Source organism: Microbacterium longlingense, from assembly GCF_058349825.2.
Window position 1 is genome coordinate 70,827 of sequence record NZ_JBYRJA020000004.1, and the last position, 22,171, is coordinate 92,997.

Sequence of the window (22,171 nt, forward strand, 5' to 3'; positions counted from 1 at the left end):
CCGTGACCGAGGCGGCTGTGATCGCTCCGGCGCTCCTGGCCGCGCTCATCGTCCTGCTCGTCCCCGGCACCATCGCGGCGCTCCTGCTCGGGGCCAGAGGCTTCACCGTCGTCGGTCTGGCAGCCCCCCTCGGCCTGGCCGCGATCGCGCTGTTCAGCGTGATCGGCATCGTGCTGCCCGTCACCTGGGGAGCGGGCATGTGGGCCGCTTCGGTCGGAGTGCTGCTGGCGGTCGCCGCCGCGCTCGGCCTGCTCACCCGGCGGGCGCGCACCGCGGACGGTTCAGAGGCGAACAGATCGGCCCTGCGGGAGGCGGTGCCCTTCGTCGCGGTCGCGGTGGCCGCCGTGCTGATCGGCGTGCGCCTCGCCGACGTCTTCGGCACGCCGGGGGCGATCTCGCAGACCTTCGACAACGTCTACCACCTCAACGCGGTGCGCTTCATCCTCGACACCGGGGCGATCGCGCCCACCCGCCAGATCATCCCGGGCTTCTACCCGAGCCTGTGGCATGCTCTCGCTGCGACCGTCGCCCTGCTCTCCGGGGCGAGCGTTCCGGTGGCGGTCAACGCGACGGCGATCGTGGTCGCCGCGGTCGTGTGGCCGGCCGGGAGCGTGCTCCTGACCAGGCAGGTCGTCGGATCCTCGCCGGTGGCTTCGCTCGCGGCGGGTGCCCTCGCGGCCGGGATGGCCGCGTTCCCCCTCCTCATGCTCGATTTCGGGGTGCTGTATCCCAACGTGCTGTCGATCGCGCTGCTGCCGGCGGTGCTCGCGCTGCTGATCGCGGTGGCCGGCGTCGGGGACGGCACCCGGGCGCCCGCCCTCATCCGCTGGGTGCTTCTCCTGGCCGGGATGGCGACGCTCGCGCTGGCCCACCCCAGCACGCTGATGGCGCTGATCGCGGTCGGGGTCTGGCCCGCGCTCGCCGGCGGGCTGCGGTGGCTGCGGGGTCTGAAGGGCACGCCTCTGGCGCGGCGCAGAGCAGCCGGGGGGATGGCGCTGTGGGCGGTGGGGCTGGTCGCAGCGACCGTGCTGCTGCGCGTGGCCCGCCCGACGCGCGAGCAGGCCTTCTGGGAGCCGTCGATGACGGTGTCCGATGCGCTGCGCAGTGTCGCCCTCGGCATGCAGGGCTGGCGGGAGCCCAGCCCCGTGGTCGCCGGCGCGCTGCTGGCCGGGATCATCGCGATCGTGCTCGTCCGCCGTCGGTGGTGGTGGCTCGTCGCCGGCTGGGCGACGCTGGGCGGCATCTTCGTCGTTTGCGCGGCTTTCCCCGTCGGCATGCTCCGCTACGGCCTCACCGGAACCTGGTACAGCGACCTGTTCCGCATCGCCGCGCTGTTCCCGTCCCTCGTCGTCCCGCTGGGAGCGGTGGGCGTCGCGCTCGCAGCGGGGGGCCTGGCGCGGATGCTGCCAGGGCGACGCGCGACGACCGAGTTCGTCGCGGGGACGACGCTCGTCGCCGTGGTGGCGGTGCTCACTCAGGCCGGTCCCGCTCTCACCCGCGCGACGGAGCAGGCAGCGTCGATGTACGCGCTGACGGAGGCATCCCCGTTGCTCACGGCATCGGAGATGCGGTTGCTGGAACGGGTGCCGGACATCGTCCCCCCGGGGGAGGTGGTCGCGGGAAGCCCCTGGACGGGAACCTCGCTCGTCTCGGCGATCGCCGACCGGCCCGCGCTGATCCCGCACATCTATCAGGAGCCAGACGCCGATGCACAGATCCTGATCGCAGGCCTTCGGGAGGCCGGAGCCGATCCCGCGGTGTGCGCGGCGGCCGAACGATCCGGCGTGCGATGGGTGCTCGACTTCGGGCGGTCAGAGGTGCACAACGCCACCCACCCGATGCCGGGCTTCGAGCGGCTCGATGAGGCTCCGGGGTGGGAGCTCGCCGCCGAGGAGGGCTCGGCGCGGCTGTATCGCCTCACCGGCTGCGGGTGATCCCCCCTCGGCCGTGACGGCATCGCCGCGGGGCAGCGCCGACGCGGTCAGTGCTCCGCGGCGCCCCGATCGGCGGAGAACGGCTCGTGATCGGGGGTCGAAGGCGTCGCCAGGATGTCCAGCTGCAGCGCGCTGATCAGCATCTGCGTCCCCATCATGAGCGGCAGCGCGGCCAGCATCACCGTCGCCGCCGTGGCGGCCGTCGACGAAGCGATCTGGAACACCATCCACACGCTCACGGCGAGCCCCAGGCCGAAGAGCAGGATGCCGAGGAAGAGCAGCAGCGCGATGGGCGAGAAGGACCACAGCACGTAGCGGTACCAGATCCGTGTCCAGTAGCCCACCGTGAGGCGGTGCACGAGCTCGGGGATCACACGGCCGAGGCGGATGCTCGACACCTCGTCGCCGTACACGGCGGGGATCGGCACATCGGTCGCCGAGACGTTGAGGATGTTCAGCTGAATGAGCAGATCGTTCTCGAAGCTGTAGCGCTTGGCGATGCGATCGAGCGGCAGGCGTCGCAGCACATCGGTGCGGACCGCGGTGTACCCGTTCTGCGGGTCGAACAGGTTCCAGTAGCCGGACGCCGACTTGGTGAGGAACGACAGCGCGATGTTGCCGAAGACACGGTATGCCGGCATGCCGCGGAACGAGTCGGGTGAGTAGAAGCGGTTGGCCTTGGCGAAGCCGAAGCCGCCGTCGGTGACCTTATCCAGCAGCGCGGGGAGGTGGGCCGGATCCATCTGCGCATCGCCCGCCATCACGACGTCGACGTCGGCGCCCAGCTCCATCGCCGTGCGGTGCGCGGTGATGATCGCCCCGCCCACGCCCTGGTTCTTCTCATGGCGGACCAGAGTGACCCGCGGGTCGCCGACCGCGCGGACGGCATCACTGGTGCCGTCCGGGCTGCAGTCGTCGACGATCACGATGTGGTCGACGAAGGCGGGCATCGTCTCGATCACCCGCGCGATCATGCGTTCCTCGCGGTATGCGGGGACGACGGCGGCGATGACGGCGTCTTTATACATCGGCGCTCCGAGCTTCCGGGGTGGCGAACACCCAATGACGATAGATGAAGTAGTTCCACACGGTCGTCGCGATCACCGCGATCACTTTGCCGGCGATCCACGGCGCCCCCATCGCCGGAGCGGCCCACACGATCGCGGTGGTCGCGACGGTGTTCGCGGCCACGAGCGCCGCGTACCGGGCGACGCTCGGGGCGACCAGGGCGTCGGAGCCGAAGGCGACCGTGCGCTGCATCGTGTAGGTCACCGCGAATGACGCGAGGAAGCCCGCAGGGGCGGCGAGAGCGAGCGGCACGCCGAGCACATCATGCGCGAGCCAGAGCAGGCCGACGTCGACGGCGAAGCAGAAGCCGCCCACGGCGAGATACCGCAGCGCGCTCTTCCCCCACAGCCGGCTCACGATGGACGAGGGCCTCGACATCCCCCGATTCTGCCAGACCAGGCCCCGGGGATTGTCCCGGCTGCGGCTTGTCGCCGCCCGGTCATGCGCCGGTATGCTACCCAACATATCCGCCTGGATATGTTTCGCTTCGTTCCCCACCCCCCGAGGTCCTGCATGCGTCAACGATTCCTCGCTGCCATCGCCACTGCGGCGGTCAGCGCATCCCTCCTCCTCGCAGCCGGCGCGCCCGCCGCCGCAGATGACACCGACGCACCGGCGCGGGGCCAGGTCAGCCTGCCCGCCGGTGATATCCGGATCAGCGGCGCCGACCGCTACGACACGGCCCGGCAGGTCGCGGCGTTCTACACCGCCGGCGTCCCCGCGGTCTACGTCGCGACGGGGGCGAACTTCCCCGACGCTCTCGCGTCGTCGGCGGCGGCAGCACAGCTGGGCGCACCGCTCCTGCTCACCGACGGCAAGACGGTCTCGGCGGCGGTGCTCTCCGAGATCCGTCGGTTGAAGCCGCAGCGCATCTATGTGGTCGGCGGCACCGGCGCCGTCAGCGCCGCGGCGTACGCGCAGCTGAGCACGACGGCCACGGAGCTCGGTGCGCAGGTCTCCCGTCTCGACGGCGCAGACCGCTACGAGACCGGCGCTCTCTCGGTGCGCACGGCGTTCCCGAAGGGATCGTCGGACTTCGCGATCATCGCGACGGGCCGGACCTTCCCCGACGCTCTGGCCGCTACCGGAGCGGCGGGCGTGGCCGGGGCGCCGGTCGTGCTCGTGGACGGTCAGGCGGCCGCGCTCCCGGCGTCGGTGCGCTCGCTGCTCACTGACCTCGGCGTGAAGCGCGTGGCCATCGCCGGCGGAACCGGCGCGGTCTCGACCGCGATCGAGAACCAGCTGAAGAACCTCGGCATCACCGTCGAGAACCGCTTCCCTGGCGAAGATCGCTACGACACGGCCGCGCGGATCAACCGCGCTTTCTTCCCCGAAGGCACGTCCGGCACCGCGTTCCTCGCGACGGGTCTGAACTTCCCCGACGCCCTCGCCGGTGCCGCGCTCGCCGGCCGCGTGGGAGCGCCGATGCACATCAGCCGCACCGACTGCCTTCCGGTGGTCGTGCGCGACGCGCTCACGGCTGGTGGGAGCACCCGCACGGTCGTGCTGGGCGGCACCGCCGTCGTGAGCGCTGCCGCCGCGCAGGGCAACGCGTGCCTCACCGCCGGCTCCCTCAAGATCAACGGGGCGACCGTCGTCGGCAGCACCCTGACCGCGCAGGTCGGGGCCTGGACCGCTGGCACCCAGCTCGCCTACCAGTGGTTCGCCGATGGCTCAGCGATCAGCGGCGCGACCAGCGCCACGCTCGTGACCGCCGCGGCCCAGGTGGGCGCGAGGATCACCGTGCGCGTCACCGGCTCGCAGACCGGCTTCGTGTCGGCATCCGTGCTCTCCGGCGCTGTCGGCCCGGTGACGGCCAAGCCGGCGCCGAAGCCGGTTCCCAACGGCAAGGACTGCCCGGCGGCCGCGCCGATCAAGGGCAACCACAGCAGCAGCGGGGAGTGGATCTACCACGTCCCGGGTCAGCGCGACTACGACAAGACGGTTCCGGAGGCGTGCTTCGCCACCGAGAGCGCCGCGCAGCAGGCCGGCTACCGCAAGGCGCTGCGCTGACACCCGGTCGCTGAGCGCATCGCCGAGGGCCCCCGTCGAACGACGGGGGCCCTCGGCTCTTCCGCGCCGCCGGATGGTTCCGCGTGCCGCCGATACGATAGACGGCATGGATCTCCTCGTCGTAGGCTCGGGTTTCTTCGGCCTCACCATCGCTGAGCGCGCGGCGGCCGCCGGGCGCAAGGTCACCGTCATCGAGCGTCGCCACCACATCGGCGGGAACGCCTACAGCGAGGATGAGCCGGAGACCGGCATCGAAGTGCACCGCTACGGCGCACACCTCTTCCACACGTCCAACAAGACCGTGTGGGAGTACGTCAACCGGTTCACCACGTTCACCGACTACGTGCACCGCGTCTATACCAGCCACCGGGGCGTCGTCTACCCGCTGCCGGTGAACCTGGGCACCATCAACCAGTTCTTCCAGGCCGCATACTCGCCAGACGAAGCACGCGCCCTGGTGCGCGAGCAGGCGGGGGAGTTCGACGTCGCCACCGCACGCAACTTCGAGGAGAAGGGCATCGCGCTCGTCGGGCGCCCGCTGTTCGAGGCCTTCTTCCGCGACTACACCGCCAAGCAGTGGCAGACCGATCCCCGTGAGCTCTCCGGCGACATCGTCAGCCGCCTCCCGGTGCGCTACACCTACGACAACCGCTACTTCAACGACACCTGGGAAGGCCTGCCCACCGACGGCTACACGGCGTGGCTGGAGCGGATGGCCGATCACCCGAACATCGAGGTCAAGCTCGACGTCGACTTCTTCGACCCGGCGCAGCCGCTCAACCGCACCGACACCGTCGGCCAGCTTCCGGTGGTCTACACCGGCCCGGTCGACCGGTACTTCGACTACGCCGAGGGTGCGCTGTCCTGGCGCACGCTCGACTTCGAGCAGGAGGTCGTGCAGACCGGCGACTTCCAGGGCACGAGCGTGATGAACTACCCCGATCCTGACGTGCCGTTCACGCGCATCCACGAGTTCCGCCACTTCCACCCCGAGCGTGCCGACCGGTACCCGAAGGACCGCACCGTCATCATGCGCGAGTTCTCGCGCTTCGCCACGCGCGAGGACGAGCCGTACTACCCGGTCAACACGCCCGCCGATCGCGCCGGCCTGCTGGCCTACCGCGAGCTGGCGAAGGGCGAGCAGGACGTCCACTTCGGCGGCCGTCTGGGCACCTACCAGTACCTCGACATGCACATGGCCATCGGCTCTGCGCTGTCGATGTGGAACAACCAGCTGGCGTGACCACCGCAGAGCCGATGACGCGGGCGGCCGTTCCGGCCGCGTCATCCGGCTATCGACGGGACATCGACGGCCTGCGAGCCGTCGCGATCCTGCTCGTCGTGGTCTACCACGTGTGGTTCGACCGGGTCTCCGGGGGCGTCGACGTCTTCCTGATGATCTCGGCGTTCCTCCTGACGCTGTCGCTCACGCGCCGGATCGAGCGGGGGGAGCGGCTCGACCTGATCTCGTACTGGGCGCGGCGCTTTCGCGGGCTGCTGCCCGCGGCGGCGCTGACGATCGTGCTCACGCTCATCGCGGGGCGGTTCCTGCTCGCCGAGACCCAGTGGCCGGCGCTGTGGCGCGAGGGCGGGGCATCGCTCCTGTTCGTGGAGAACTGGGTGCTCGCGGTCGACGGCGTCGACTACTACGCGCGTGCCGAAGAGCTGCCCTCGGTGTTCCAGCAGTTCTGGTCGCTGTCGGTGCAGGGGCAGGTCTTCGTGCTGTGGCCCCTGGTCTTCTGGGCGGTGTGGCTGATCGTCCGGCGCACCGGCTGGTCGGCGCGCACCCTGCTGGCCGTGGCGTTCGGAACGATCTTCGCCGTGTCGCTGATCTTCTCTGTCGTCACCACGGCGGCGCAGCAGGAGTTCGCCTACTTCGACACGCGCACCCGGCTGTGGGAGTTCGCGGCAGGGTCCCTGCTCGCCCTCGCGGCGCCCGTCATCCGGCTTCCGGCTGTCCTGCGGGCGATGCTCGGCTGGGCCGGTCTGCTGGCGATCATCGTGTGCGGTCTTGTGCTCGACGTGCGCGGGGGCTTCCCCGGCTACCTGGCGCTGTGGCCGGTGCTCGCGGCGGCACTGGTGATCGCGGCGGGATCCGAACCGGCGCGGTTCGCTCCGACAAGACTGCTCGAGTCGCGCCCGGTGCAGGCGCTGGGGCGCGACGCCTATGCGCTCTACCTCGTGCACTGGCCGGTGCTGATCCTCACCCTCTCCGTGCGCGACGAGACATCCGCCGGGATGATCGACGGCGCGCTCATCGTGCTCTGCTCGCTCGTGCTCGCCCGGCTCATCTCCGCCCTGGTCGACCGGCCGCTGCGCCCCGATGCCGTTCGCGGTCACCGCCGCGGCCAGAACCTCGCGGTCATCCTGGTCTCGGCCGCCGCGGTCGCCATCGCGATCGTGCCCTGGCAGATGGTGGTGCACGTGCAGAACGAGGAGGCCAGGGCCGCTTATGAGCACGAGGCCGCCGCCGCAGCAGACGGTCGCACCGCCTCCGGTGCCCTCCCGCTCCTGATGCCGCGCCCCACCGAGCTGGACGCGCAGTGGGTGTCGCTCGACATGGCCTGCTCGCCCGCCCTGTTCCCGGCAGACCCCCTCCTCCAGGCCGGATGCGGGCAGACGCCGGGCGCGGAGGAAGCCGAACGCGTCATCCTCGTGATCGGCGACTCGCACACCGAGCAGATGATGGGTGCTCTGCTGCCGATCGCCGCAGAAGAGGGCTGGGGCGTCGTGTCGCTGTTGCGCGGCGCGTGCTCGCTCGAGGAGCGGGTGCCGCAGGACGAAGCGGAATGGGTGTGCGCGGACTGGCGCGTAGCGACCCTCGACTACGCTCGGTGGCTCGTTCCGGACGCCGTGTTCACCGTCGTGACCGCCGCCGCGGTCGATTCCCCCGATGAGCGTCTTCTCGCCGGAATAGACGACCTGGCAACGCAGCTCGGCGACGCCGGCATCGCGGTGATCGGGGTGCGAGACAACCCGCGCAGCAGTGTCGACCTCTACGAGTGCGCTCTCGAGAGACGCCACTGCGATCGCCCGGCCGCGGACGCGCTCGCCGCCGTCAACCCGGCGGAGCTCATGACCGTGCCCACGCTCGTCCCGGTCGACCTCACCCCGTGGATCTGCCCTGAGGGCCTGTGCCGCGCCGAGATCGACGGCGTCGCGGTCTACCTCGACGACAACCACCTCACGGCCGACTTCGCCCACACGCTGGCGCCCGCCCTGCGCGCGCAACTCGGGGCGCTGTGGTGAGCGGGTACGCTGGCGACGATATGACCACAACGGACGGGCGGGAGCGATGAACGTGACGACTGCGGGCGCCCCCGGCACGCCGCGCCGCTACCTGCACTCGCTCTGGCTGCTCTCCGCGCGTGATCTGCGGGTGCGGTACGCCACGAGCATGCTCGGCTACCTGTGGTCGGTGCTCGACCCGCTCGTCATGAGCGCGATCTACTGGTTCGTCTTCACGCAGATCTTCGATCGCACCGTGGGCGAGCAGCCCTACATCGTGTTCCTCATCACCGCTCTGCTGCCGTGGGTGTGGTTCAACACCTCGGTCAGCGACTTCACGCGTGCTTTCCGCAAGGACGCACGCCTGGTGCGCTCGACCGCCATCCCGCGCTCGATCTGGGTCACCCGCATCGTGCTGAGCAAGGGCATCGAGTTCCTGTTCTCCCTCCCGGTGCTGGTGCTGTTCGCCGTCGTCAACGGCGCAGAGGTGAGCTGGAGCCTGCTGTGGTTCCCGGTGGCCGTGATCCTCCAGACCATGCTCCTGGTGGGTCTGGGGCTGCTCGTGGCCCCGCTCTGCGTGCTCTATTCAGACCTCGAGCGCACCACGGCGCTGATCCTGCGCGCGCTGTTCTACGCGTCGCCCATCATCTATGGCATCCCCGACCTCCCTGCGCCCTTCGACACCCTGGGCGCGTTCAACCCGCTGGCGGGCATCATCACCCTGTACCGCGTCGGGTTCTTCCCGGACCAGTGGGATGGCAGGGTCGTGGGCATCGGCGCGGTGATGACTGTCGGCATCCTCCTCCTGGGCGTCATGGTTTTCCGCCGCCTCGAACGCACCGTTCTGAAGGAGCTGTGATGGCGGCGCGCACCACGGACACTGTGCTCGGCGGCATGGCGATGGAGGTCAGCGGCCTCGGCATCCGCTTCCGCCGCAATCGACGGGGTCGGCGCAGCTTCAAAGACCTCTTCGCCGGGCGCGGGCGTCGCTCGCGACCGGGGGAGTTCTGGGCGCTGCGCGACGTGTCGTTCACGGTGCGCGCCGGTGAGGCGATCGGCGTCGTCGGCCGCAACGGCCAGGGCAAGTCGACGCTGCTCAAGCTCGTCGCCGGGGTGCTGCTGCCGGATGAGGGCGCCGTGCGCGTGAACGGCGGAGTGGCGCCGCTGATCGAGCTCACGGGCGGTTTTGTGGGAGATCTGACCGTGCGTGAGAACGTCCGGCTCACCGCGGGCCTGCACGGCATGCCGCGCGCCGAGATCGCGCGGCGCTACGACGACATCATCGAGTTCGCGGAGCTGGCGGACTTCCAGGACACCCCCTACAAGCATCTCTCCAACGGCATGAAGGTGCGCCTGGCGTTCTCGGTGGTGTCGCAGCTGGATGAGCCGATCCTGCTGGTGGACGAGGTGCTGGCGGTGGGGGACAAGGCGTTCCGCGAGAAGTGCTATCGCCGGATCGACGAGCTGCTCGCAGCCGGCCGCACGCTGTTCTTCGTCAGCCACAATGAGCGCGATCTGCGGCGCTTCTGCACGCGGGGCCTGTACCTCGATCGCGGCGCCCTGGTCTTGGACGCCCCCATCTCCGAGGTCCTCTCCCGCTACAACGCCGACCACCCCTAGGCGAGCGGCCACCCGTTGTCGCTATTTCGCGGGAATGGCCGCATTGTGTGGCCGCTCGCGGAGGAGGGCGCGAATGTGGCGTGTGATGCGGCGCATGGAATGGGGAGCGCGGAGGTCATCGGCGTTCACGCGGATGACCTCCCAGCCGGCCTCCTGGAACGCACGGACACGGGCGAAGTCGCCGCGCCACTGCCGGCGATCGTGACGATGCTGGTCTCCCTCGTACTCCATCGCCACCCGGGCCTGCGGATACGCCAGGTCCGGAGTGAGAACGCCCAGTGATGTCATCACGCCGAACGCGATCGCCGGTTCCGGCAACCCTGCGCGTCCCAGCGCGAGGCGCAGCCGGGTCTCCTGTGCGGACTCCGCCCCACCGCGCGCGAGAACCAGAGCCTCCGCGAGGAGACGCGCGCCCCGTCGCCTGCCGTGTCGTCGCACCGCGGCGCGAAGATCGTCCGGTCGGCAACGGGGCGCGTCACGCTGCCCCGCGCTGCGGCGTGTACCCGTGAGCAGGAAGTCGGCTGCGGCGACGATGTCGTCGATCTGCAGCGGATGTCGTTTCTGTGCGCCGTGCTCGGCGAGCTGGCACCAGGCGTCTGCCGCCGCGACCACGACGAGACCGTTCGGCAGGTGCACCACCGGGACGGCGTCGTGCAGCCGATGCCCGACGACCCCCGGGCGCCGGATGCGATTGCCGCCGATCGTGCTCACGTGCAGGGGCGCCCCGGCATCCGCCAGCCAGAAGGGGAGGGGCGCGCCGTGCAGCGCCAGCGCGGTGCTGTGGCTGAAGGCGTGCTGATCCTGCAGGACGGTCGCCAGCGCCTGCGCACGGGCGGAGAGCGAAGACAGATCGAGTCCCGCCGCGCGAACACCGTGGTGCGGTGCTGCCAGGTCGCCGCTGCGGAGTCGGCCCGCCGTCACCCCGTCACGGCGCGCATCGCGCACCGCGAAGGGCTTCCCGCGCAGATGCTCGGGCAGGGGCGCGGCTGGCTTCATGCCACCAAACTCTGCCCGGTCCCCGCAACCGGCGTCCCCGCCTGTCCACACCCTGCGCCGAGCGGCCAAACAAGGCGCCCATTCCGCGGAAATGGGGACGTTAAGCGGCCGCTCGCGGGAGCGGGGGCATGGGACGCCAGGACGCGTCGCGGGAGATCCGGCGGCCGTCGCGGAGACCGCGCACGAGGTTGCTCGTGCCGCGGACGGTGCGCTCCACGGTCACCAGGCGGATGAGCTCCTTGGCGAAGGTCATCGCCGTGCCGAGGCCGAACAGCACCGGGTTGTAGACACGGTGATGGCGGTAGTACTTCTTGATATATGCGCGATTGCGCATGATGTAGTACCGGTAGGTGTCGCTCGAGGCATTCAGGTGCCGGATGCCCATGTCCCACTGCTTGATCTCGCGCGTGCGACGCAGCACGAACTCGTCGACGATCACCGATGTGGTCAGACGCGAGGCCAGCCACCCGTACATCTGGTCGTCCCAGTAGATGAAGAAGCGCGGATCCGGCAGGCCGATCTCCGCGACGATGCTGCGGTGGATGAACATCCCCTCGAAGCAGCCGCTGTTCATCTCCTTGAATCCGGAGGCATCGAAGCCGGCCGGTGCGAAGGGGATCGGGATGCCCATACGCTCGGCGATCCGGTACTGCCAGTAGAACGGGCTCCCGTCGTAGTCGTATCGCCGGCCCTGAATGCTGCGGAAACGCGGCGTCCAGCGCCCCATCGCGGTCAGCCCGTTCGGCATGACCTCGACGTCGTCGTCCATCAGCCAGATCCACTCGGAGCCGAGCTCGTAGGCCACGCGCATGCCCTCGCTGAAGCCGCCGGAGCCGCCGGTGTTCTCCTCCAGCCGGCGGTAGACCAGCTCGGTGCCCAGACCCGCGCGGAACGACTCGACGACCGCGGTGGTGTCGTCGACCGATGCATTGTCGATGACCACGACGTGTCCCGGTTTCGGATCCATCGCGGTGATCGACGTGAGCAGCCCGGAGAGCAGATGCGACCGGTTGTATGTCACGACGACGATCGTCGCCGACGCCGGGTCGAACGGCACAGCGTCCGCGCGGGCGCCGCTCATCGCTGCGCTCCGAACGTGCGGCGCCACGCTTCGGGGGAGACCAGTTCCGGCAGGGCCTCGCGATAGGCGCGCTGCAGAGCGGGCCATTCCTTGCGCAGCCGGGCATGGAGCCGGAAGGACTCGCGCAGCATCCGCCGGTAGGCCCGGCGGTCACGCGTGTAGATGTTCTTGCCAGAGCCGTCTGCTGCGCTCACCAGCGCGCTGTCATAGGCGGGAACGCGCCACCACATCGCGTCCTCCTTGCCGAACTCGACCTCCGCCTGCGCGACATTGGCAGGGTGGGGACGGTGCAGCCAGTGGGAGACGAGGGTTGTGAGCGTGAACCAGCGCAGCCGCAGTCCGGTCGGGCTGTCGAACTCGTTCTGACGGCGGCGTGGTGCGAACACGACACGTCCGCGCCGCGAGCGCAGCACCCGTTCCGGGTCGGCGTGCACGATCGTCTCCGGGTAGTCCTTCGCGATCGCGCGGGCGCGGGGCAGCGCCGTCTCCAGCTGCGCGCGCATGTGCGCGGGGCCGGTGAGCACGTCGCGCAGCGCCTGATTGCGCAGGGCCACGGGATAGTACTGCATCATCATGAGGTGCTTGAGGTCGACGCGTCGACTGTGGCGCAGGAGGGTTCCGCCGCGCGGCACGTCGGAGTGGATGAGCCCGGCGACGATCCGATTGCGCGCGTGGAAGTACGCCTGCCAGTCGATGGTGTCGTCCTTGCCGACCCAGGAGACGTGCCAGAGGGCCACGCCGGGCATCGACACGGTCGGGAAGCCGGCTGCTCCGGCCCGCAGGCAGAACTCGGCGTCGTCCCATTTGATGAACGCCGGCAGGGCGAGGCCGACCTCGCGGATCGCGGCGAGGGGGATGAGGCACATCCACCAGCCGTTGTAGTCGGCGTCCATGCGCATGTGCAGCAGCGGGGTCTGGCGCAGGTTCGCGACGCCGAAGTCGTGCGGCATCCGTTCCTGGTAGAGATTGCGCCACATGAACGGCGCATCATCGACGACCTCGGCCCAGCCGTGCAGTTTCGGCCGGTTGAGGAGGTCGAACATGTGCCCGCCGACCAGCACCGGGTTGGTGGCGAAGCGGCCGAACACGATCGAGCGGCGCAGCGACTCCGGCTCGATGCGCACGTCGTCGTCGAGGAGCTGGACGAAGTCGCTCTCCGGGCGGTCGAGGGCCTCCAGCATCGATCGCGAGAAACCGCCGGACCCGCCGAGGTTGGGCTGCTGGATGATCTGCAGGGTCTCGCCGAGGCGATCCGCGACGGCATCGAAGCCCGCCTGCTCAGAGACCAGCCGGGTGCCCTGGTCGATCAGGAAGATGCGGTCGATCAGCTCGAGGGCTTCCGGTGCGTCGGCCAGGGCGGTGAGGGTCTCGACGCAGTAGTCGGGCTTGTTGATCGTGGTGATGCCGAGCGATGCCTTGCCGGTGCGCGGGGGCTCCTGCTCTGTGGTCCACTCTGCGCCCTCGAGGATCGCGGCCTTCTCGTCTGCGACGACGTCGAACCAGATCCACCCGCCGTCGCTGTACTGGTTCAGAGCCAGGTCGAAGGTGGTCACGGCGTCGCCGTTGACCTCTCTGCTGTCCAGGCGCTGGCGAACGCCGGAACCGTTGGACCGGTAGACGAGGACCGTGGCGGGCCCGGTGGTGCGAACCGTCAGCCGCACCTCGCGCACACTCGTCCAGTGCTGCCAGTACGACGCGGGGAAGGCGTTGAAGTACGTGCCGAGCGACACGCGGCGGCCCGCGACGACGCGGGCGCGGTGGCGGCCGAGGATGTTGCCCAGGTGGGCCCGGTTGGAGACGCGCACCGGCTCCTCATCGATGACCGACCAGGTCTCGGGGTCCGCGTAGAGCGGAAGGAGGTCCGGATCGCGGTCGAGCGGGAACACGAGCTTCTGCAGGACGTGGGGCAAGGCGAGATCTCCGGGGTGTCGCGCTCGCCGGATCGCGAGCCGCAGTCAGCATACCCGGCAGCGCTCCCCCCGACCTGGGACGCAGCCGACTGCCGGTCGCCCGCGACCCTGGCCGCGTGACGGGCCGACCGGGGTCCGCCGTGGGCCTGCCCTGTCGTGGCGCAGGATCGCGCGGGGACGGAGCGGGATCGCCCAGACAGCAGGCGCCGGGCGCTGCGCGGCTGCCGTCAGCGGCCCGCGGGCGGGAGGGTGGGCATCGTGCCGGTGACGGCGGCGTCGATGTCCTCCCGCCAGGACCTGGCCTGCCCGGCGCGCAGAGCGCACAGCACGAGCATGAACCAGCCGAGCCCGGTGAGGGTGAAGCTCTCGAACACCGAGTCGACCGCGAGAGCGACCAGGACCAGGGGCGTCCAGGCGTAGACGATCGAGCGCCGGGTGCTCGCCACCAGCCACGAGCGCACGAGCGCGATCCCGCCCAGCAGGGCGAACAGCACGAGCCCGACGGCGCCCAGCTGCAGCAGCACGTCGAAGAAGGCGCTGAGGGCAGAGGCGTGGCTGTCGTCGGTGAGGAAGTTCAGCGCGCGGAAGGGGAACAGGCCGTCGTCCCAGCCGCCGTGCCAGCCCCACCCGTGCAGGGGCCGGACGGCGATGTAGTCCAGCATCGTGTTCCACAGGTCTGCGCGCACCGAGAAGTCGGAGCCGGCGTCGAGGAGCCGGATGATCTGATGACGCAGGGCAAAGGCGACGGCGAGTCCTGTCGTGACCGCAGCGCCCAGGATCCACTGCACGGCCCTGCGGCGGGCGGGGGAGGTGCGTCTGACCAGGGTCAGCATGCTCGCGGCCACGGCCGATGCCAGGGCGAGAACGAAGACGGTGGGGGACGCCGAGAGCACGGCCAGCAGCGACCCCAGGGTGATGGACGTGAGGGCGAGCGGCCGCGGGATGGACTGCGTGCGCCACTCGATCACGAACGTGACCAGGGCGAGCACGGCGACGAAGCCGAGCATGTTGCGGGTGCCGAACAGGCCCTGGACGGGGCCTCCCTCCGCGAGGGATCCGGTCACGCCGAGGAAGGGGAACGGCATGTCCAGCAGCACGCCGGCGAGGATCTCCATCCCGAGGGACAGCGCGAGGAGGAGCCGGAGTGTGTCGCCGATGGCGCGCACCGTCTGGAGCGTGTCGCGCGTGTGGCCCACGACGATCGCCAGGAGCGCGCCACCGGCGAGCTCGAGCCACCCGGTGACGGTGCCGGTGCGGCTCGTGGTCCACGCCAGGCTGACGAGGGCCCACAGCAGCAGCGCCACCAGCGTGGTGGGGGCCAGGCGGATCACGGAGAGCTCGTCCCTGCGGACGAAGAGCATGGCGGCCCCGATCGCGCACAGCGCGGTGAGGACGGCGCCGAGCGTCGCTGCGCCAGCGAGCCGTTCGATCGTGAAGCCGCCGAAGACGGCGCCGATCGCGGTGAGCGCGTATGCGCGGGCGAACTCCGCCGATGCCAGCAGGTGCCGGAGCGCTCCGCCGGAGGCGTCCGCCTCGCTCATCGCATCCGCCGCCCTGGCTGTTCGCCGTGGTCGATGACCCGGCTCTGCTCGCTGAGACCGCGCCCGACGATCGGCACGGTCTTGATCTTGAACGACAGCATCATCATCAGCATCCAGCCCCACAGCATGATGGGGCCGGACTCCGTCAGGCCCTGCACGAGCAGGAGCGTGGCGACGAGGATCGGCAGCAGGGTCAGCTGCGCGTAGGGGCGGTCGGTGCGGATGTCCCAGCGCGGTCGGTCGACGGCGAGGAACCAGGCCCGCCAGACGAAGGCCAGGTACGCGACGGCCACGAGGATCAGGCCGACGATCCCGAGCTGGAAGAACGTGTCGACCCACATGTTGTGAGCCTGCATCACGCTCTGGTCGTGGTCGATGATCCAGCCGTGGAACGCCGGGTCCCACGGCATCCAGGGGCTGGCGTGCCCCCACCCGAGCAGCGGACGTTGCACGGCGCGCGCGAGCACGGTGTCCCAGATGCCCTCGCGGCCCGAGAGGTCAGAACCCCGTCCCACGAGTGAGAGCAGCGGTGTGCGCAGGAACCATACCGCCGCGAGCCCTCCGGCGATCCCGGCCCACAGCACGATGTAGGCCGTGCGGCGGGCGCCGCGCTCGGTGAGCCGGCGCAGCACCACGACGATGACGGCGACGAGCAGGCAGGCCAGGGCGCACACGCCCGCTGTGACCGAGCCGGCGCGGGCGAGGACGAACAGGGCCACCAGGCCCCACCCGATGCTCCAGCCGCGACGGGAGATGCGCGACCAGTACTGCACCGCGAAGACGATGAGGCCCAGCAGGGCCAGGATGCCGAGCAGGTTGGCGTTGCCGACGACCCCCTGGATGCGTCCGCCGTCGATGAGGTTGTTTCGCGACCAGTACCACTGCGGGTCGATCGTGTCGCCGGTCGGGGTGACACCGGAGGGCAGGACGGGGTGTCCGAGCGCGAGGGAGACCCACAGCTCGAAGGCGAGGGAGAGCCCGAGGAGCCAGCGCAGCGCCGATCCGAGGGCACGGACCAGCTCACGCCAGGTGAGCCAGGTCGGCAGGAACAGGGCCTGGATCGTGGTGACCAGCAGCAGCACCGAGGTGGTCGCCGTGGTGGCGGGCCAGGCCGACCAGAGCGTGGACAGCAGGGCCACGGCGAGGTATGCCAGTCCGGCCCACGGCAGCCGCCGCCAGGGGAACGGCTCGCTCGCGCGGCGGGCGATCAGCAGCGGGACGCCGATCGCGATCGTGCCGATGGCGAGCGCCACGCCGATCACCACGGTCGCGGTGACGCCGAACGCGTGGGTCATGGCGGTGGGGGCCAGAATCACCGCGAGCACGACGATCGCGTAGCCGCGCAGCAAAAGCCGCCCGGACGACACGCGCGCGGGCGCGGTGGGCGGGGCGGCTACGGAGATCCTCGAATACTGCGCCATCGCGGATCAGGTTACCTCGGAGCGCTGGACGCGCCGTGGGGGCGCGCACCCGCGACACGCCGGGTCACGGCATGAAGCTTCAAGGCGCAGTTGAGGGTTTAAGGTGTGCGACTTGACCGCGGGTAATGACACGGGTGTAATTAGTTGAGCCAAGAGGCTCGTGCCACGGATCAGACCGTGGTGCGGTGGGAAGACCAGGGGGCAAGAAAATGAGCGGTTACCGTGCCGATGTGCCGGGCAACTGGTTCGTCGACCCCGTCAATCTGGGGGTTCCCGGCGTCCGTCGCCCGGACGTCGACGAAGAGAGCGAGCTCGCGTGGCAGGCCGACGCGCTCTGTGCTCAGACCGATCCCGAGGCGTTCTTCCCCGAGAAGGGCGGCTCGACCCGTGACGCCAAACGGATCTGCACGTCGTGCGAGGTCCGGGCGGAGTGCCTGGAGTACGCCCTGCAGAACGATGAGCGCTTCGGCATCTGGGGCGGTCTCAGCGAGCGTGAGCGCCGGCGTCTCAAGCGTCAGGCCAGTTAGCGTCCTGGGCGGCGGTGGCGGGCCCGCGCGTCGATCGGCTGGTCACAGCAGGTTGCCTGACGCGCGGGCGCGCTGCCGCTTCCGGGCGGAGTGCCGCCTAGGCTGAGTGAGCCATGCCTGCACCTGTCCACGTCATCGTCGTCATGCGGCCGAACGCGACCGCGCACGCACGTCTGCTGCGCACGCTCGACGCTCTCGCTGCCCAGACCCTGCCGGTGCAGGCGATCACGCTCGTCGTGTGCGGCTCCGCTGAGCGCGTTCGGCGCAGCGACGTCGTCACCGCGGCCGTCGGCACGATCATCGCCGCGGACGCCGGCACCGGTCTCGGCCAGGCATTCGGCATGGGATTCCCCGGCGTGGCCGCCGACGCGTCGGTGTGGCTGCTTGAGCCGGGCGTGGTGCCTGCGCCCGATGCGCTCGAGCAGCTCGCCGGGGCCCTGGAACGCTCTCCCTCCGCGGCGATCGCGGCGCCCAAGCTGCTTGTCGAAGACCGGCCGCGCGAGCTGGCATCGTACGGCCAGAGCATGACGCGTTACGGGCGTGCGGTCGATCTGGTCACCGGCCAGCTCGATCAGGGCCAGCACGACATTCGCGACGAGGCCCTGGGCGCTGACCTGCGCGGTCTGCTGATCCGCGCGGAACTGCGCGACGGACTGCGCCCCGACCCGGCACTGGGCGGTGCGGACGAGGGGCTCGACCTCGGTGTGCGAGCCCGTCTCGGTGGCGGACGCGTCGTGCTCACCGCCGCCGCGCGCGTTCATGTCGCCGATGCCGATGACCGCAGCGCCGCCTCTCGCGCCTTCGTCGCCCGGCGGGCCCAGCTGCATCGTCGTCTGGCATACGCCCCGGCGCTCGCCGTGCCGCTGCACTGGCTGAGCCTGCTGCCGCTCGCGCTGTGGCGCTCGATCGACCACCTCATCGGCAAACGGCCGGCCGAGGTGCTTCCCGAGTGGGGTGCCGCCGGTGTGGAGATGGTGCGCTGGGGCTCGGTCGCGCGTTCTCGCCGGGCGATCAGAGCGCACCGGACCACCCCGTGGTCCGCCCTCGCGCCGCTGCGCGTGACACGCGCCGAGATCCGAGAGCATGCCGACGACGACGCGGGTGCCGAGGGCGCAGCCGTGCAGGAGCTGCGCTTCTTCTCCGGCGGGGGAGCGTGGGCGGTGCTGGCCGCGCTCGTGCTCGGCGTGGTCGCCTTCTTCTCCCTCCTGGCGTGGCCGGTGCTGGGCGGCGGTGGTCTCCTGCCGCTGCGCGAGACCGTGGCCGGCCTCTGGCGCGATGCCTCCTTCGGTATGCGCGGGGTGGGTCTGGGCGTCGTGGGGCCCGCGGATCCGTTCTCCGGCGTGGTCGCCGTGATCGGCAGCATGTCCCCCCTGGCGCCGTCGCTCGCGCTGGTGGTGCTCTGGGTGCTCGCGCTGCCGTGCGCGGTGCTGGGCGGCTGGTTCGCCGCGACGCGCGTCACCAACAGGTCGGGTCTGCGCATTCTGGCCGGCGTCGCGTGGGCGCTGGCCCCGACGTTCCTGGTGGCTCTGATCGATGGTCGTCCGGCCGCGGTGATCGCGCATCTCCTGCTGCCGTGGGCGGTCTTCGCCGCGGCTGCCGCGCACCGGTCGTGGGGGGCCGCCGGCGCCGCATCCATCCTCGTCGCGGGGGTCCTCGCGAGTGCGCCGTCTTTGCTGCCGGCGGCGGCAGTGCTCTGGGTCCTCGCAATCATCGTCGCTCTCGTCCAGGCTCGGATCCGCGGCGCTGTGCGTCTGGTCTGGCTCGCCGTGCCGGCAGCGGCGCTGTTCGTGCCGCTGGTGCTGTGGCAGCTGCGCCACGGCGACCTCTGGGCGCTGCTCGCCGACCCCGGCGCCGTCTGGGCCGGCCCGCAGGTCGGTGCCGATGCCGCCGGTCGTCTGACGCTCATCGCGGGCTTCCCGACGAGCGATCCCGGCGGGTGGGAGGCCTTCCTCGGCACCGCAGCGCCCTGGGCCCTGTATCTCTCGGTGCCTCTCGGCGCGCTCGCGCTGCTCGCCGCCGTCGCGCCGCGCTGGCGGGCCGGGCTCAGCGCCCTGCTGCTGGCCCTCATTGGCCTGGGCACCGCCCTGCTCGCTCCCGGGATCCAGGTGGCGTTCACCCAGTCGACGCCGGTGCCGCTCTGGCCGGGCGCCGGCCTCAGCCTCGCGTGGGCCGGCGCCGTGGGCGCAGCGGTCATCGCCCTCGACACGGTCGTGCGCATCCCCGCGCTGCGGACGATCGCGGCGCTGCTGGTCGGCGCCACGCTCGCGGTCTCGGCGGTCCCGTCGCTCACGGCTCTCAGCCGCGATGCGGCCGTGCTCACGAACGGCCCGGCCTCCACCCTGCCCGCGTTCGTCGCTGCCCAGGCCCGCGGCGACGGCGAGGTGGGCACGCTCGTGCTGACCCCGCAGGGAGACGGTGGCCTGGCGGCCCAGGTGGTGTGGGGTGCGAGTCGCACGCTCGGCTCCGAGAGCACGCTGCTCAGCACCGCGACCGCGCCGGTGGGGCGCGATGTCGCCCAGCTCTCGGCCGATCTCGTCTCGCCGCGCGACTTCGAGGCGGCTGAGGCGCTGGGCAGCACCGGGATCGGGTTCGTGCTGCTCGAGCAGCAGCCCGGCGGGGAGAGCGACGCGGCCCGCGCGCTGCGTCTCGACGCCGTGATCGCGCTCGACCAGCGTCCCGGCTTCGTGCGTGTCGGCGAGACCGACAAGGGCGTGCTCTGGCGTCTCGACGGCGAGCCGGCGCGCGCGCCGTCCGAGAACATTGCCGAGCGTGCCACCGCCCACCTCGTGGGCGTCGCGCAGCTCGTCGTGCTGGCGGTCGCGCTGCTGCTGGCGATCCCCACCCGCGCTTCGCGGCGTGCTGCGCGGCGTGCGCCGCGTGTCGTCGGCGCGGTCGCAAGCGACTTCTTTCCGCCGCCGCGTCGCGCGCGGCGGAAGCATGACGACGGACTCTCGGACGACACCGTCCGCGATGACCATGAGCCGGAGGAGGACGCCTTCGAGCCGACAGCGGAGCCCGTCGCGACCGTCGACGAACCGCTCGACGAGGCCGCCGTGCCGGTGGGGCCGGACGAGAGCGACGGCGCGGGGACATCGGTGGCGCAAGCCCCGACGGCGGCCGAGCAGATGCCCAGCATGCCGGTGCCCGTCGAGTCTGTGCCCGTCGACGTCGAATCGGTGCCCGGCGAGTCTGTGCCCGTCGAGTCGGGTTCTGTCGATGCGGTGCCCGAGGATGACGCGGCCGGCGATGTCGATGATCGGGCGGACGCTCCGGAGGAGGATCCCGCCGGCCCGGCAGGGCGCACGGCGCCGGAATCGTCCGCCTCCGATGACGTGGTGTCCTCCGGCGACACCCCTTCCCCGGACCGGACCGATGATCCCGCCCCGACAGACCCGGAGGCCGCCGGAGACCAGAAGACGTCCGGCGAGCAGCCGCCGCAGCCCGGAACGCAGGGGGAGAACCGATGAGCCGACCCGTTCTGGCCGGAACAGCGCGCGTGATCACCGGTGTGGTCCTGGCCGCGGCGGCCGTCGGTCTCGTGGTGCTCGCCGTTCCAGCGCCCTTGCCGGAGGTGAGCAGGGCGCCTGCGACCGTGCCGGTCGAACGAGCGGCGGCAGCGACGCCGCTCGTGTGTGCCGGACCCTTCCGCGCGATCGGCCGGGATGTCGCAGACCCCCTCGCGATGACGGTCGCCGGCGACTATGCGATCACTGAGTCGTCGACGGACCTGGTCACGCTCGACCCGCTCGTCACCGTCGAGATCGCGGACGGCAGCGTTCGTCTCCTCGTCGCGGAGCCGCCCAGCAGTGCGACGACCAGTGAGGCGGCGGCCGCAGAGTCGATCGGACTCGCGACGAGCGATCTTGCCGGTTTCGCCGCGGCGCCGTGCCGGCCCGCCGCGACGGAGTCGTGGATCGTGGGCGGTGCGGCCAGTACCGGCACCAGCGACATCCTGCTGCTGTCGAACCCGGGCGAGGTCACCGCGACCGTCTCGCTCACGGTCTTCGGCTCTGCGGGCGCGCGCTCCGACAGCACGGTCGTGGTCCCGGCACGCTCGCAGGCCGCCGTCCCGCTGGCCGCGGGCGCCTCGGGCGAGCTCAGCCCCGTGCTGCGGGTGAACGCGGTCGGCTCCCCGGTGCGCGCCGTTCTGCAGTCGAGTCTCATCAGGACCCTCGAGCCGGGCGGGATCGATCTGCAGGATGCTGCGGCGGTTCCCGCCCAGCAGCAGCGCATCCTCGGACTGAACGTCCGGGCGGTGGCCACGGCGGAGGCCGCCACGACCACGCTGCGGCTGCTCGCTCCGGACAGCGACGGCGAGGCATCGGTGATCGTGCGCGACGCCGCGGGGCGCCAGGCCGGCACTCCGGTGGCGGTGTCGCTCAGCGCGGGGGTGCCGGTGGAGGTCAACCTCAGCGGTCTCGACGCCGGCGTGTACGGCGTCGACGTCGACGCCGATGTGCCGGTGGTTGCCGCGGCGTGGCACACGACCGGTTTCGGCCGGGGCGCCGATTTCGCGTGGGTGCCGTCGGCGCCCGTGATCGATGCGGCGACGTCGTTCGCCGTTCCGGCGGGCGAGTCCGCCCGGCTGCACGTGAGCAACGCCGGGGACGCCGAGGCGACTGTCGTCGTCACGGGCGATGCGGGGGAGCAGCGGATCGTTCTCGCCCCGGGCGCCGCCGAGGTGATCCCGGTGGCCGCCGGGCGCGTTCACCGGTTGGAGTCGGACGGTCCGATCCGTGCGGCGGTCGCGCTGGAAGGCCCCGGCGGCACCGCCGCCTGGGCGCTGTGGCCGGCGCCCGGAGCGCTTCCTGCCCTCACGGTCTACCCCTGAC

Annotated in this window: 16 protein-coding genes; 9 read left to right on the forward strand and 7 right to left on the reverse strand. The window is 71.1% G+C overall.

Annotation, left to right across the window (positions count from 1 at the left end; genetic code table 11):
• Positions 1 to 2 precede the first annotated feature (2 nt).
• Entirely contained in the window at positions 3 to 1,934 is a 1,932-nt protein-coding gene (locus AC3RXY_RS07155) for a DUF6541 family protein (protein WP_491510214.1), read from the forward strand.
• 47 nt (positions 1,935 to 1,981) lie between these two features.
• Here the strand turns inward: AC3RXY_RS07155 and AC3RXY_RS07160 are convergent, their stop codons facing one another.
• Both AC3RXY_RS07160 and AC3RXY_RS07165 read right to left on the reverse strand, forming a co-directional pair.
• A complete protein-coding gene (locus AC3RXY_RS07160) occupies positions 1,982 to 2,962 on the reverse strand; it encodes a glycosyltransferase family 2 protein (RefSeq protein WP_491510215.1) in 981 nt (326 codons plus the stop codon).
• On the reverse strand, positions 2,955 to 3,380 hold the full coding sequence (locus tag AC3RXY_RS07165; protein ID WP_491510216.1) for a GtrA family protein: 426 nt from the start codon (positions 3,378 to 3,380) through the stop codon (positions 2,955 to 2,957). Before AC3RXY_RS07165 ends, AC3RXY_RS07160 begins: the two co-directional genes overlap by 8 nt.
• 135 nt (positions 3,381 to 3,515) lie before the next feature.
• On the opposite strand from AC3RXY_RS07165, the gene AC3RXY_RS07170 reads away from it, so the two are divergent.
• The 5 genes from AC3RXY_RS07170 to AC3RXY_RS07190 all read left to right on the forward strand — a co-directional run bounded on the left by AC3RXY_RS07170 (position 3,516) and on the right by AC3RXY_RS07190 (position 9,863).
• Entirely contained in the window at positions 3,516 to 5,015 is a 1,500-nt protein-coding gene (locus AC3RXY_RS07170) for a cell wall-binding repeat-containing protein (RefSeq protein WP_491510217.1), read from the forward strand.
• A 106-nt stretch (positions 5,016 to 5,121) separates the two neighbouring features.
• On the forward strand, positions 5,122 to 6,258 hold the full coding sequence (gene glf / locus AC3RXY_RS07175) for a UDP-galactopyranose mutase (protein WP_491510218.1): 1,137 nt from the start codon (positions 5,122 to 5,124) through the stop codon (positions 6,256 to 6,258).
• Positions 6,255 to 8,264 (forward strand): acyltransferase family protein, encoded by a 2,010-nt coding sequence (locus AC3RXY_RS07180; protein ID WP_491510219.1) that lies wholly within the window; start codon positions 6,255 to 6,257, stop codon positions 8,262 to 8,264. Before glf ends, AC3RXY_RS07180 begins: the two co-directional genes overlap by 4 nt.
• 46 nt (positions 8,265 to 8,310) lie before the next feature.
• Positions 8,311 to 9,102 carry an ABC transporter permease gene (locus AC3RXY_RS07185; protein WP_491510220.1) on the forward strand — a complete coding sequence of 264 codons (792 nt, stop codon included), beginning with the start codon at positions 8,311 to 8,313 and terminating at the stop codon, positions 9,100 to 9,102.
• The gene (locus AC3RXY_RS07190) at positions 9,102 to 9,863 is read left to right on the forward strand and encodes an ABC transporter ATP-binding protein (RefSeq protein WP_491510221.1); all 762 of its coding nucleotides are present in this window, start codon (positions 9,102 to 9,104) and stop codon (positions 9,861 to 9,863) included. Before AC3RXY_RS07185 ends, AC3RXY_RS07190 begins: the two co-directional genes overlap by 1 nt.
• 21 nt (positions 9,864 to 9,884) lie before the next feature.
• On the opposite strand, the gene AC3RXY_RS07195 is transcribed toward AC3RXY_RS07190, so the two are convergent.
• The 5 genes from AC3RXY_RS07195 to AC3RXY_RS07215 all read right to left on the reverse strand — a co-directional run bounded on the left by AC3RXY_RS07195 (position 9,885) and on the right by AC3RXY_RS07215 (position 16,812).
• Entirely contained in the window at positions 9,885 to 10,859 is a 975-nt protein-coding gene (locus AC3RXY_RS07195) for a putative endonuclease domain-containing protein (RefSeq protein ID WP_491510222.1), read from the reverse strand.
• Between the two features lie 100 nt (positions 10,860 to 10,959).
• Positions 10,960 to 11,940, reverse strand: coding sequence for a glycosyltransferase (locus AC3RXY_RS07200; protein ID WP_491510223.1), 981 nt, complete (start codon positions 11,938 to 11,940; stop codon positions 10,960 to 10,962).
• Positions 11,937 to 13,850 carry a glycosyltransferase gene (locus tag AC3RXY_RS07205; protein ID WP_491510224.1) on the reverse strand — a complete coding sequence of 638 codons (1,914 nt, stop codon included), beginning with the start codon at positions 13,848 to 13,850 and terminating at the stop codon, positions 11,937 to 11,939. Before AC3RXY_RS07205 ends, AC3RXY_RS07200 begins: the two co-directional genes overlap by 4 nt.
• A 227-nt stretch (positions 13,851 to 14,077) precedes the next feature.
• The gene (locus AC3RXY_RS07210) at positions 14,078 to 15,391 is read right to left on the reverse strand and encodes an O-antigen ligase family protein (protein WP_491510225.1); all 1,314 of its coding nucleotides are present in this window, start codon (positions 15,389 to 15,391) and stop codon (positions 14,078 to 14,080) included.
• Entirely contained in the window at positions 15,388 to 16,812 is a 1,425-nt protein-coding gene (locus tag AC3RXY_RS07215) for an O-antigen ligase family protein (protein ID WP_491510226.1), read from the reverse strand. The genes AC3RXY_RS07210 and AC3RXY_RS07215 overlap by 4 nt, the downstream gene beginning before the upstream one ends.
• 209 nt (positions 16,813 to 17,021) lie before the next feature.
• Between AC3RXY_RS07215 and AC3RXY_RS07220 the strand changes: the two genes are divergently transcribed.
• The 3 genes from AC3RXY_RS07220 (at position 17,022) to AC3RXY_RS07230 (ending at position 22,170) form a co-directional block, all read left to right on the forward strand.
• Entirely contained in the window at positions 17,022 to 17,339 is a 318-nt protein-coding gene (locus tag AC3RXY_RS07220; protein ID WP_491510227.1) for a WhiB family transcriptional regulator, read from the forward strand.
• 113 nt (positions 17,340 to 17,452) lie between these two features.
• Positions 17,453 to 20,806 carry a glycosyltransferase gene (locus tag AC3RXY_RS07225; protein WP_491510228.1) on the forward strand — a complete coding sequence of 1,118 codons (3,354 nt, stop codon included), beginning with the start codon at positions 17,453 to 17,455 and terminating at the stop codon, positions 20,804 to 20,806.
• Positions 20,803 to 22,170, forward strand: coding sequence for a DUF5719 family protein (locus tag AC3RXY_RS07230; RefSeq protein ID WP_491510229.1), 1,368 nt, complete (start codon positions 20,803 to 20,805; stop codon positions 22,168 to 22,170). The genes AC3RXY_RS07225 and AC3RXY_RS07230 overlap by 4 nt, the downstream gene beginning before the upstream one ends.
• The last annotated feature ends 1 nt before the right edge of the window (position 22,171 follow it).